Raw genomic sequence first — 12,157 nt, 5'->3', positions numbered from 1 at the left:
GAGCTTGCTATCTTTGGCCCACACCCGTGCCTATGTTTCCCGCAACCGTTGCCCTACTCCTCGTCGATCTGCAGGTCGACTTTTTACCCACCGGCATGCTCCCCGTCCCCGAGGGCGACCGGGTCGTACCCCTGGCCAACGCGCTGATGCCGCGCTACCGGACCGTCGTCGGGACCCAGGACTGGCACCCCGCCGACCATGGCTCTTTCGCCGCTAACCATATGTGGCGCAAACCCGGGCAGGTGATCGACCTGCACGGACTGCAGCAGGTGCTCTGGCCCATCCACTGCGTGCAGGAAACGTGGGGTTCCGAATTCGCCGCCGACCTTGAGGCAGCGGGTATAGATAAGGTCTTCCGCAAGGGCACGGATCCGCGGATCGACAGCTACTCCGGCTTCTACGATAACGGTCACCGCAAGTCGACGGGCCTGGCCGACTGGCTGCGCGAGCGGGGCATCACTACCGTACATGTCATGGGCCTGGCGCAGGACTACTGCGTCAAATTCACCGTGCTGGACGCCCTGAAGGAAGGCTTCTCCGTCACGCTCATCGCCGACGGTACGCGCCCCGTTGAGCTTGCCCCCGGCGACGGTGCCAGGGCCATCGAGGACATGCGGGCGGCCGGTGCTACGGTGGCGGAATCCGGCGAACTCTAGGGCATACCCGACATCGGATGTCCCCGACATCCGATGTCGGGCGGAAAAGACGCGATATTTTCCAAGCTACCGGCTTGTACACCCCTACGACCCGCAGCCAGCCTGGGATTTAACCGACATCCGATGTGCCGTACATCGGATGTCCGTCGGGTAACGACCAGCATTTGGGCGTGTCCCCGCGGATGACGCGCTCCCACATCGGATGTCGAGCACATCCGATGTGGGGAGGGCTCGCGGGTGTTTCGTACTTTGGTCACCGTAAGATTCGATCATGACAAAGCAATGTTTCTCCCTCCTTTTTCTGTGCCTACTGCTCTCCGCCTGCGGTAGTGATAATGCCGAGCCGGAGGACCCAGCGGCCACCAGTGTCACCCAGGAAGCGACTTCCGCACCGAGTTTTGAAGCCGATCCCCAACCCGTGCCCGAACAGGAGGTGACTACCCTGGCCGTCGGGTCGCAGGCCCCCGATTTCACGCTGCCGGGGGCCGACGGCGAGATGCACTCCCTCGCTGACTACGCCGATGCCGAAGTGGTCGTTATCGCCTTTACTGCCAATCACTGTCCGACCGCCCAGGCCTACGAGCAACGACTGATCGACTTCCAGCGCGACTACGCCGACCGGGGCGTACAACTGATTGCCATCAGCCCCAACAGTCCCCTCGGCCTGCTCTACGAAGAGCTCGGCTACACCGACCTGAACGATGACTACGACGTCATGGAAACCCGGGCTGACTACGCCGGCTTCAACTTCCCTTACCTCTACGACGGCGACGACCACGCCGTATCCCTCAAATACGGTCCGGTGGCCACGCCCCACGTCTTTATCCTCGATGCCGACCGCGTCCTGCGCTACACCGGCCGCATCGATGAGAGCGAACGCCCCGGTACTGCCCAGGCCGAAGACCTTCGCGCGGCCACCGATGCCCTGCTGGCCGGTGAGCCCGTACCCAACCCGACTACGCCCACCTTCGGCTGCTCGACCAAGTGGGCCTGGAAAACCGAGTACAACGAGCAATCCGAGGACAAGTGGCAGGCCCGCCCCGTCACCCTGGAACCCGCCGGCGTCGACAAGATCAAAGAGATCGTAGCCAACGCCGACGGTGATAAGCTCCGGCTGATCAACGTGTGGGCCACCTGGTGTGGCCCCTGTGTGATGGAGTATCCGGAGTTCATCAAGCTGCAGCGGATGTACGGCGCCCGCGATTTTGAATTCGTATCCATTTCGGCCGACAAACCCGACCAGGGTGCGCGCGCGCTCAAGTTCCTGGAGCAGGTCCACTCCGGCGTCGACAACTACCACTTTACGGGCGACAACATCTACGACCTCGTGGCCGCCCTGGACCCCGACTGGAACGGCGCCCTGCCGTACACCCTGCTCGTGGAACCGGGCGGGGAGGTGGTGTACCGCCACCAGGCCGAAGTGGACTTCCTGGAGCTCAAGCGGGCCATCGTGGAGCACAAAATGATGGGGCGTTACTATTGATGGGGTAGGGCCGGTCAGCTTTCCGTACCTTTGCGCCCCTTAAGCGCAAGCGTATGAAAACCAGAACGCTGAGACCCGACAAGGTCAACGTCATTACCCTCGGTTGCTCCAAAAACCTCGTGGACTCGGAGAACCTCATCACCCAGCTGCAGGCCAACGACTACGAGGTCCGCCACGACAGCAACGATGCGGCTAATATCGTCATCGTCAATACCTGCGGGTTTATCGACCTGGCCAAGGAAGAGAGCGTCAATACTATCCTGGACTACGCCGATCGGAAATCCCGCGGCGAGATCGACCGGCTGTACGTAACCGGTTGCCTCAGCCAGCGCTACAAGGACAACCTGGAGGAGGAGATCCCGGAGGTCGACGACTTCTTCGGCACCATGGAGCTGCCGGGCTTGCTGGCCCGCCTGGAGGCCGACTACAAGCACGACCTTATCGGGGAACGCTTCATCACCACCCCGGAGCACTACGCCTACCTGAAGATCAGCGAAGGGTGCAACCGCACCTGCTCCTTCTGCGCGATCCCCCTCATGCGCGGCGATCACGTCAGCCGGCCCATCGAGGAACTCGTACGGCAGGCCGAGAATTTCGCCCGCAACGGCGTGAAGGAGCTGATGCTGATCGCCCAGGAGCTTACCTACTACGGGCTTGACCTCTACAAGCGCCGCACGCTGCCGACCCTGCTGGAAGCCCTGGCGAAGGTCGAGGGCATCGAATGGATCCGGCTGCACTACGCCTACCCCTCGAAGTTCCCGCGCGAAATTTTTGACGTGATGGCCGAGCAGCCCAAGGTCTGCAACTACCTGGACATCCCCCTCCAGCACGGATCCGACGCGGTGCTGCAGCGCATGCGCCGGCAGGTGACCCGTCAGGAAACCACCGACCTGATCCGCTTCGCCCGGGAGCGCGTACCCGGCATCGCGATCCGGACCACCTTTCTCGTCGGTTACCCCGGTGAGACCGAGGAAGAATTCGAGGAGATGTGTGACTTCGTCCGCGAGATGCGCTTCGAGCGGCTGGGGGTATTCCAGTACTCCCACGAGGAAGACACCCGGGCCTACGACGTGGAGGACGACGTGCCGGCCGCCGTCAAGGCCGAACGCGCCGAACGACTGATGGACCTGCAACGGGATATCAGTCTCGAACTCAACCAGGCCCGCATCGGTGAAGTACTCCGGGTCCTGATCGATCGTAACGACGGGGACCACTACGTCGGTCGCAGCGAGTACGATAGCCCCGATGTCGACAACGAAGTGCACCTTCCGGCCACGGCCGCCTATTTACGGACCGGTGATATGGTTACGGCCCGCGTAGTTTCGGCTACCGAATACGATTTAATCGCGGAACTGGTTGCGGAGTAAGCGGGCAACCAGTATGTTTGCCCCCGCACTGAAAGGTACCTGCCGCCATGGCGGAATTGGTAGACGCGCTGGATTCAAAATCCAGTTCCTCCGGGAGTGTGGGTTCGATTCCCACTGGCGGTACTTCTTCAGAAAGGGCAAAAAAGATTGCCTGAAGAGTTGGAAATAAAACCGGGACGTCTATCTTTGCGGCCCGTTACTTCGCCGGAGTGGTGAAACTGGTAGACACGCACGTTTCAGAGGCGTGTGCTTTTACGAGCGTGGGGGTTCGACTCCCCCCTCCGGCACAGAGCTTCCTAAGTTCTGCTTGGCCTCGATCCTTCACCGGATCGGGGCCTTTTTTATTGGGGCCGCCGCTCCTCGCCGTTCACGCGCATCACGTAGGCATCTTCGGTATACCTGGCCTGCACTTCCCGCAGCACGCGTCGCAACTCCGCCTCATCGGTGTACTCCACCTGTACGCCCACGCGGGTGTTACGGCCTTCCCGGTCGGTGTAGGGCGTGTAGCCCGCTTCCTCCAGCCGCCGCGTTTGCTTATCCACGTTTCGCTGCCGTCCGAACAGGCCGATGGCAATGACGGCGACGTTGTTCTCGGTAGTGGCAGCTGCCGCGGGTGCGGTTTCGGTCAGGGGTGCGGTGTTGAGGCGCGGTGGCGGGGCGGGCGATACCTCTCCGGCATCTACCGCCGGTTCGCGCCGGCGCTCCGGCCGGGAGGGAGAGACGTTGAGGCGTTCGCGGGGGACTTCGGCCCGGTCCCGGGCCTCAGTTGACAGTTCCGAACTCAGGGTGCCGGCCAGGCGAAAGAGCAGAAAGATGACCGCCAGCACGCCGAGGCCGGCGGCAGCGTACCAGGCGTAGCCGCCGTAACGGCGGCCCAGCTTCGACTCCTTCATCTTCCGTACCGGCACCGGATCGGGCTTGGGGGCGTCCGGATTCGGCTTTTCCTTGCGTACGATCGGGCGAACCGGAATGGCCGGCAGTCCAAAGCTTTCCATACGAAAATTTTCCCCGGAACCGGAGAAGCGCAGCTCGCCGTCGGGCTGCCGGTACAGTTTGCCGATCCCCTCGAGCGACACGGTACGGCCAGCATCCAGGCTCTGGTTGGTCTGTTGCAGGAAACTTTCGAGGGCGTCCCGGTCAACCTCCCGCAGGAGGCGTCCGTCGTCGACCACCAGGTTGGCGTTGAAGCCGACGCGGGCCGCCGGGGCCGAGGCTTTGCCTTCAATCAGGCTGACCAGCGCGGGCTGCTCTACGACCAAGAGGGTGCCCAGGCCGGGAAGGCAGACACGGCCTTCTTCCATGAGGAGCGAGCGGAGAGCGGTAAGTACGACGGAGTGCATACCGCAAAGGTAAGGCCGCCACTAGTTTGGTAGCGGGGAGGGGCAAGCGCCTAGTTGAAGTTGGCCCCCTCGCTCATGGTGGCGATGACTCCGAAGGTGTTGCCCTTGTTCTCCATGACCTGAGCCCAGAGGGCATCCGGGTCGCTATTGAAGAGGTAATTGGGATCCATGCGGGCGGTGACCCAGCTGCCGGAATTGAGTTCCTCCTGTAGCTGCTGCTCGGACCACCCGCTGTAGCCCACGAAAAAACGGATGTCGCCGGGCGTGATGACTTTCTGGTCGATCAGCGCGCGCAGCTGCTGGTAGTTGCCACCCCAGTAGATGCCGCGGGTCACCTCGTCGCTGCCCTCCAGCAGGTCGCCCTTGCGGTGGAGGTAGTGTACGGTATCGGTGCCCACCGGGCCACCGAAGTACACCGGTGCGTCGAATTCGGGGAAGTCCTTGACCAGTTCGTCGACGCGCATGCTGACGCGGCGGTTCATGATGAAGCCAAGACTTCCTTCAGCATTGTGCTCGACGAGGAGCACGGTACTGCGCTTGAAATTCTGGTCGAGCATGAAGGGTTCCGCGAGGAGGATGGTTCCGTTGGTGAGCTGCTGGGACATGGGGCGGGAGTTGGAGGTTCGCAGGTAAAACGGTGCGCCGGCGATCTTGGTTTGTTACCCAAATCCTAATCGTTGCATCACCGGGGTGTCGGATTTCACGGCGTGTCGCGGCCAGGCTCCGTCGCCTTGCCCGCTAGTCGTACCTTTGGCGCATGGAAAAACTGATGCGTCAGCACTGGTGGAAACTGCTCTCCGTCCTTATTCTCGTCTATGCGCTGATCGCCGGCCTGACCGTGCCGCTCAAGCCCAACCTGCTTAGCGTCAGCCCCAACGCCGCTACCTTCGCGGAGGCCAACACCTTTCGGGTGCTCGGCTATAATACGTCCTTTACCGACGACGCCGGCGAGCTGCGGGCCTGGCTTAACTACGGAGACGGATACGCCCTGCGGGCGACCTCCGTTCGAGTGGTCGACGATCGTCGCGCCGACGTCACCTTCGACGTGCCCGACGGGCTGCCCGCCGACCAGCCGGAGAACAAGAAGCTTTCACTCATCCTGAGCGGACCGGTGACCGGTGCTTTCGTCTCACCGGATGCGGTGATCCTGCGGCAGGAAACGACCCCTGCCGACCCCGCGGCCCTGGCCGAAGCCTGGACCATCGGCGCCATGCAGGCCGGAGACCTGACGGCCCACCCGGGCATGACCTTCCCGTACCGCAGCCTGCTAGCGGAGACGATCCGCAACACCTACTTCCACGTAAGCCTCTGGTTCGCCATGATGTTCCTGTTCATCGCGGCGGTAGTGTACGCGGTGAAGTACCTGCGCCGCAAGTCGGCGCAGGAGGGGGGGACGGTCACCGACTATACCGACCTCCGTAACCTTACCGCTATGGAACGGGCGGACCACTGGTCGCTGGTCTTCACCGGCGTCGGTATGCTGTTCGGCGTTCTCGGCCTGCTCACCGGAGCGGTCTGGGCCAAGTACACCTGGGGCAGCTGGTGGAACTGGGACATCAAGCAGTTCACCACCCTGATCGCCCTGCTGATCTACGCCGGCTACTTCGTACTGCGGGCCGCCTTCCCGGATCCCGAACGGCGCGCCCGGCTGGGGGCGGTGTACAACATTTTCGCCTTCGCCTGCCTCATCCCGCTGATCTACATTCTGCCGCGCATGTCGGCGACCAGCCTGCACCCGGGAGCCGAGGGCAACCCGGCCATGGGCGGGGAGGACCTCGACAGCACCATGCGGATGGTGTTTTACCCCACCATCATTGGGTGGACGCTCTTCGGTGGCTGGATGGCGGGCGTGGCCTACCGCGCGCGGGTCGCCTCGGAGCGGCTGCTACGCCGGAGCGATGCGTACTGAAGGTATTCTTTTCCTGCGGGTACGGTACCCGTTGATGTTGCTGCTAACGCTGGCCCTTTGCACCTGCGCTCGCGCCCAGCGAATGGCGGACCGACTGATTGTCGCCTATACTTCGGAGGCCCCGGTAAAGAAAGCCCGGGGTGACGCTCAACGACGGGCACTGGCTCCGGATATCGACCTGCTGCACTTCACCGACAGCGCCGCCGCCGCCAAGGCGTACCAACGCCTGCGGGTAGCCCCCGGCGTACGCGCCCTGCAGTACGATTACCGGGTGACGTGGCGGGCGGTACCCGACGATCCCCTTTACGCGCGGCAGGAAAACTTCGGCCGCGCGGGTTTTGAGACAGTATGGGAAAAGCAGACCGGGGGCCGGACCGCGGGCGGGGTGCCCATCGTCACGGCAGTACTCGACGGGGGATTCGCTACGGATCACGAGGACTTGGTCGCCAATCTGTGGCGTAACCCCGGGGAAGTTGCGGGTGACGGCATCGACAACGACGGCAACGGCTATGTGGACGACCTCCACGGATGGAACTTTATCGGCGATACCGCGAGCTACGACGCCGACCCCCACGGTACGGCCGTAGCCGGCCTGCTCGGGGCGGTAGGTAACAACGGGATCGGCGTCACCGGCGCCAACTGGGACGCCAGCCTCATGCTGCTGGAGATCAGCACGGTGGCCGATATCATCGCCGCATACCAGTACATCATCGATCAACGGACCGCCTTTCGGGAATCCGCCGGACGGCGCGGAGCCTTCGTCGTGGTGACCAATGCGAGCTTCGGCATCGAAGGGGCCACCTGCTCCGACTATCCGGTGTGGGGGGGCATGTACGACCGGCTGGGGGCGGCGGGCATCCTGACGGCAGCCAGCGTATCGAACGTGGCGGAGGACGTGGACGCGATCGGCGACGTACCCACCGATTGCCCGAGTGAGTTCCTGCTCGCGGTGACCAACCTCGGGGTGTCCGACGGGCTGTTCCCGTCGGCGGGCTACGGCCGCACGGTGGTGGATCTGGCCGCTCCCGGGGAAGGCAGCTACTCGACCCGCCCGAACAACGGCTACGCCCCCTTCGGAAGTACCAGTGCCGCGGCCCCCTACGTGGCCGGCGCCGTCGCCCTGCTGTACGCCACGCCCTGCCCGGCGGTTGCAGCACTCACGGACCGGGACCCCCCGGCCGCGGCCCGCCTGGTGCGCGACGCCCTGCTCGCATCAACCGTAAGCCGACCCTCGCTGGCGGGCCGCACGGTCACCGGGGGCTCGCTCGACGTCGCGGCCGCCCGCGACGTACTACTTTTTAGCTGCGTCAGCGATACGGGCCCGCTGGAGGTGCTGTCGGTGGTGCCGAATCCCTCCGACGGCCGGATGACCGTGCTTACCTCTGCCACGGCGCTTTCCTCCACGGCCGCCGTGGTCGTATACGATATGGCCGGGCACGCGGTGGTGCGTCCCCGGACCGATCGGGTTGCCGGCAACGAAGTAGGAGTGACCATCGATATTTCCCGGCTGCCGGCGGGGTATTACGTGGTGGAACTCCGCGACGGGGACCGGGTAGCGCGGGCACCCTGCATCATTTTCTAGTAATGGCCTAAATTTCTAGCCGCAACGTGCCGGAAATTGTAAACTTTCCGTCTTCTTTGTCGCGCGAACATGGTGCGGGGGCTGGTGTTTTATGGCAAGCTCCCGAACGTGGGTTCGGAAAGTCTACACAACCTTACTTAATTATGCATAAGAATTTTGCTTTACTCTTACTTCTGCTCATCGGCCTTTCGTCCTGTGTCAGCAAGAAGAAATACGAATCGCTGCAGACCGATCTGGCCTCCCGCGACGAGCTGATCGCCCAGCGCGATCAGGAGATCAACCGCTACGCCCAGCAACTCGCTGAATGCGAGCGCCGGGAGATGCAGATCAATCAGCAACTGGAAAGCGCCCAGCAGCGCGCCCAGGACCGCGACGAAACCATCGCCGACCTCCGCAAGCAGCGCGACGCCCAGCTCGAGCAAGTGGGTAACCTCACCGTGCTCAGCCAGGGTGCCAACGAGAACATCGGCAACACCCTCCAGCAGCTGGAAGGAAAGGACCAGTACATCCGCCTCCTGCAGGCGGCCAAGTCCAAGGCCGACTCGATCAACCTCGCCCTCGCCGTAAACCTGAAGAGCGTACTGCGCGACGGCATCGAGGATGAGGACGTCAACATCCAGGTCGACAAAACCGTGGTCTACATCAACCTGTCCGATAAGATGCTTTACAAGAGCGGCAGCTACCAGATCACCGACCGCGCCGGAGAAGTGCTCGCCAAGATCGCCGCTATCGCCAAGGATCGCCCCTCGCTGGAGATCATGGTGGAAGGCTACACCGACAATGTCCCCATCAACTCTGCCTGTGTTAAGGATAACTGGGACCTCTCCGTGCTCCGCGCCACGTCTGTCGTAAAGGCCCTGCAGAACAAGTACGACATAGATCCCAACCGTCTGGTAGCGGCCGGCCGCGGCGAGTACAATCAGCTGGTGGACAACTCCACCGCCGAGAATCGCTCGACCAACCGCCGCACCCGCATCATCCTGCTTCCCAAGCTGAACCAGTTTTACGACCTGCTTGATCCCAATAGGATCCCGGAATAATCCACCGGCAGGTACTACCAAGGCCCCGATTCGTTATGATGGATCGGGGCCTTGTCTTTGCAGCCGTACCCGCAGCACATCCTTTCCCTCATTGCCGACCGCATAGGGCTCGGCGATCCGGTGGCCTACGATCAGGACGATGTGGCCGTCCGCATCGCAGAGCAAGGGCGTAGCGTCCCGCTCCCAGGGCGGCACTTTCGCGTCGGTGAAGTAGTCTTTCACCTTTTTAGTTCTGCCCTCCATACCCAGGGGGGCGAAGCGATCGCCGTTGCGGCGGGGACGCAGGTGCAGGGGGAATCCCGGAAAACGAACGTACTGGGTTCCGGCCGTCTTTAGCTGTTGCGGCGGCGGTACTACGTCGAGTAACAGGCGGCCCAGCCCGGGGAGGTGCACCTCGTAGGGCAACTCCCGGACCGTGTGAGGGCCATAGGACGGTGCCAGGGGTTGCAGGCGGACCAGGCCCGGACTCACGAAAGCTTCGTGGGTCCGGCTTGACAAGCGGGTAGTGCCCTCGGAGTACACCATCTGACGGTACTGCTCGGCGGTAAACCCGGTGTCGGGCGACAACAACCGCAAAACGGTAAGGGCATCTACCGGGTCAAGCTCGTCTCCGGCGCGGTCCCAGGTGAGTACCGGGCCGGTCCGTACGAAGGCCGGTTCCCGGGTGGCGCCCCGCAGGAGTAGTCGCTCGGCGGACCGGAGGTGGGAGAGGGTACCCCGCAGCCCGTCATCCTGCAGTCCGTATTCCCGAAGTAGCGGCACCACCCGGTGGCGGAGGGCGTTGCGGAGGTAGTTGGTGGAAGCGTTGGACGCGTCTTCGCGCCAGTATAGCTCACGGGACCGGGCGAAGGCCAGAATTTCCGCGCGGGAGGCCTCCAGTAGCGGGCGCACCACCGGAAAGGCGGTGCGGGGCGCGATCCCCCGGATACCCGACAGGCCGGTTCCGCGCAGCAGGTTGATCAGCATCGTTTCCAGCGAATCATCCAGGTGGTGGGCCGTGCAGAGCACATCGTAAGTGTACTCATCCAGAATTTTCTCAAAATATTTATACCTCTTCGTGCGAGCCGTAAACTGCAGCTGGATGGTTTCGCCTCCGGCCCGGGGCAGCTCGATGGTGGTTACGTGGAAGGCCGCACCCAGGCGGGCAGCGAGGGCCCCGACGAACTGCGCATCGCCGTCGGAGTCCGCGCCCCGCAGGCCGTAATTGCAGTGGGCGATGCCGAAGGTATACCCCTCCTCGTGGAGTAGGTGAGCCAGTACCGTGCTGTCCAATCCGCCGCTGGCGGCCAGCAGCACCCGGTCCATAGGGCGCAGCAACTGGTGGCGATCCACCAGGCTTCGAAACCGCTCGGGCAGGCTAGGGGAGCTCACGAGTTGTGGTACTTCTCGTTGCGGAGGATCGTCATGGCCCGGTAGAGCTGTTCGGTGAAGAACAGGCGGACCATTTGGTGGCTGAAGGTCATCTCGCTCAGGCGCAGCAGGTGGTTGGCGCGTTCGTAGAGGGCGGGGGAGAAGCCATACGCGCCTCCGACCGCGAATACCAGGCGGCGGGCGGGGCGATGCAGTTGCTTTTCTAGCCACGCCGCGAAGGCTTCGCTGGTGTACCCCGTACCCGATTCATCGAGCAGAATGAGGTAGTCGTCGGGACCAACGCGGCTGAGCAGGGCGGCCCCCTCGAGCTCGATGAGCCGTTCGGGGCTGTACTTACCGCCTCCCTTGATGTCGGGCAGTACGGTAATTTCAATGGGCAGGTAATGCGTCAGCCGTTTGGCGTAGATCTCCTCGCCCATCCGCAGGTATTTCTCCGCGGTTTTGCCCGTGTAATAGACCGCTACTTTCACTTGTACTGTTATTGGTCGGTGAGCAAGGTAGGCATTCGGCCCGCGGGTGGCGCGGCGGGATGGTCCGCTTTACCTTGCCGGCCTGTTTAAAGCAACTCCCCCCATGACTACCGAATACAAGATCGACTGCAACCCGGACCTGACCGAAATTCTCGTGGCCTACCTCGCCTCGGCCGGCTTCGATTCCTTTCTTGAGGAACCCGACGGCCTACTTGCTTACGCCATCGACGGAGAAGACTGGGGGGCGGTTAACGTATTGGAGGAACTGAGCCATCAGTTTGAATTCACATACACGGCAAAGGAGTACGTGGAGCAAAACTGGAATGAAGTTTGGGAGCGGGGGTTCAGCCCCATCCGGGTAGGGGAACTCCTGCTGATCCGTGCCAGCTTTCATGCGGCGGAGCCGGAGGTCGCCCACGAACTCGTCATCGATCCCCGCATGGCCTTCGGTACGGGGCACCACGCGACTACCTACATGATGTGCGAGTTGATACTCGACCACTACGGCGCCGGCCGAAGCGGCGACCGGGTACTAGATTACGGCTGCGGAACGGGGGTGCTGGCGTTGCTGGCACGACGGCTGGGTGCCCGCACGGTGGACGCGGTCGATATCGAGGCGCCCGCGGCGGAAAATACCGCGGACAACGCGGCGACAAACGGGGTCGAACTGGACCAAATCGTCCACGGAACGCTAGAAGATGTGCCCGTTGGACTGCCCTACGACCTGATCCTCGCAAACATTAATCGCAACGTACTATTGGATACGGGGGCGGCGTTGAAACAGCGTCTCCGCAGCGGGGGTACCGTCCTCCTCAGCGGTATCCTGGCCCGGGACGCGGACCGCCTGACGGACCACTTCACCGGACTCGGCTTCACCCTTCGCCGGCAGGAGGCACGGGAAGACTGGCGGGCCTTCGAATTCGTACGTGCATGAACAAC

At 63.0% G+C, this 12,157-nt stretch carries 11 protein-coding genes and 2 tRNA genes; 9 read left to right on the top strand and 4 right to left on the bottom strand.

The annotated features are described in order from the left end of the window. Positions 1 to 32: 32 nt before the first annotated feature. The 5 genes from pncA to DQG19_RS01115 all read left to right on the top strand — a co-directional run bounded on the left by pncA (position 33) and on the right by DQG19_RS01115 (position 3,793). Positions 33 to 656, top strand: a complete 624-nt coding sequence (pncA, locus tag DQG19_RS01135; protein ID WP_116124390.1) for a bifunctional nicotinamidase/pyrazinamidase — start codon at positions 33 to 35, stop codon at positions 654 to 656. A gap of 271 nt (positions 657 to 927) precedes the next feature. Next, positions 928 to 2,139, top strand: a complete 1,212-nt coding sequence (locus DQG19_RS01130; RefSeq protein ID WP_116124389.1) for a redoxin domain-containing protein — start codon at positions 928 to 930, stop codon at positions 2,137 to 2,139. Positions 2,140 to 2,192: 53 nt separating this feature from the next. Beyond that, on the top strand, positions 2,193 to 3,506 hold the full coding sequence (rimO, locus tag DQG19_RS01125) for a 30S ribosomal protein S12 methylthiotransferase RimO (protein WP_116124388.1): 1,314 nt from the start codon (positions 2,193 to 2,195) through the stop codon (positions 3,504 to 3,506). A 41-nt stretch (positions 3,507 to 3,547) separates the two neighbouring features. Then, positions 3,548 to 3,629, top strand: a tRNA-Leu gene (locus DQG19_RS01120). 80 nt (positions 3,630 to 3,709) lie between these two features. Beyond that, a tRNA-Leu gene (locus tag DQG19_RS01115) sits at positions 3,710 to 3,793 on the top strand. Positions 3,794 to 3,847: 54 nt separating this feature from the next. Here the strand turns inward: DQG19_RS01115 and DQG19_RS01110 are convergent. Then, the gene (locus DQG19_RS01110) at positions 3,848 to 4,846 is read right to left on the bottom strand and encodes a hypothetical protein (RefSeq protein ID WP_116124387.1); all 999 of its coding nucleotides are present in this window, start codon (positions 4,844 to 4,846) and stop codon (positions 3,848 to 3,850) included. Positions 4,847 to 4,896: 50 nt separating this feature from the next. After that, on the bottom strand, positions 4,897 to 5,451 hold the full coding sequence (locus DQG19_RS01105; RefSeq protein WP_116124386.1) for a YqgE/AlgH family protein: 555 nt from the start codon (positions 5,449 to 5,451) through the stop codon (positions 4,897 to 4,899). A gap of 152 nt (positions 5,452 to 5,603) precedes the next feature. On the opposite strand from DQG19_RS01105, the gene DQG19_RS01100 reads away from it, so the two are divergent. The 3 genes from DQG19_RS01100 to DQG19_RS01090 all read left to right on the top strand — a co-directional run bounded on the left by DQG19_RS01100 (position 5,604) and on the right by DQG19_RS01090 (position 9,377). Next, positions 5,604 to 6,755, top strand: coding sequence for a cytochrome c biogenesis protein (locus tag DQG19_RS01100; RefSeq protein ID WP_116124385.1), 1,152 nt, complete (start codon positions 5,604 to 5,606; stop codon positions 6,753 to 6,755). Further along, positions 6,745 to 8,337 carry a S8 family peptidase gene (locus DQG19_RS01095; protein ID WP_116124384.1) on the top strand — a complete coding sequence of 531 codons (1,593 nt, stop codon included), beginning with the start codon at positions 6,745 to 6,747 and terminating at the stop codon, positions 8,335 to 8,337. Before DQG19_RS01100 ends, DQG19_RS01095 begins: the two co-directional genes overlap by 11 nt. Before the next feature lie 143 nt (positions 8,338 to 8,480). Continuing rightward, positions 8,481 to 9,377: a flagellar motor protein MotB gene (locus DQG19_RS01090; protein ID WP_116124383.1), complete on the top strand. Its 897-nt coding sequence runs from the start codon at positions 8,481 to 8,483 to the stop codon at positions 9,375 to 9,377. Between the two features lie 33 nt (positions 9,378 to 9,410). On the opposite strand, the gene tilS is transcribed toward DQG19_RS01090, so the two are convergent. Both tilS and DQG19_RS01080 read right to left on the bottom strand, forming a co-directional pair. Continuing rightward, complete coding sequence (gene tilS, locus DQG19_RS01085; RefSeq protein ID WP_157974254.1) at positions 9,411 to 10,748, bottom strand: tRNA lysidine(34) synthetase TilS; 1,338 nt, start codon at positions 10,746 to 10,748, stop codon at positions 9,411 to 9,413. After that, positions 10,745 to 11,218: a 23S rRNA (pseudouridine(1915)-N(3))-methyltransferase RlmH gene (locus DQG19_RS01080; protein WP_116124381.1), complete on the bottom strand. Its 474-nt coding sequence runs from the start codon at positions 11,216 to 11,218 to the stop codon at positions 10,745 to 10,747. The genes tilS and DQG19_RS01080 overlap by 4 nt, the downstream gene beginning before the upstream one ends. A gap of 103 nt (positions 11,219 to 11,321) precedes the next feature. Between DQG19_RS01080 and prmA the strand changes: the two genes are divergently transcribed. Continuing rightward, on the top strand, positions 11,322 to 12,152 hold the full coding sequence (prmA, locus tag DQG19_RS01075) for a 50S ribosomal protein L11 methyltransferase (protein ID WP_116124380.1): 831 nt from the start codon (positions 11,322 to 11,324) through the stop codon (positions 12,150 to 12,152). Positions 12,153 to 12,157: the final 5 nt, after the last annotated feature.

This window comes from Lewinella sp. IMCC34183 (assembly GCF_003390915.1).
In the GTDB taxonomy this organism is placed as follows: Bacteria; Bacteroidota; Bacteroidia; order Chitinophagales; family Saprospiraceae; genus Neolewinella.
The sequence above is the reverse complement of the archived record's forward strand: the minus strand, read 5'-3'. Positions and strand labels throughout refer to the sequence as shown.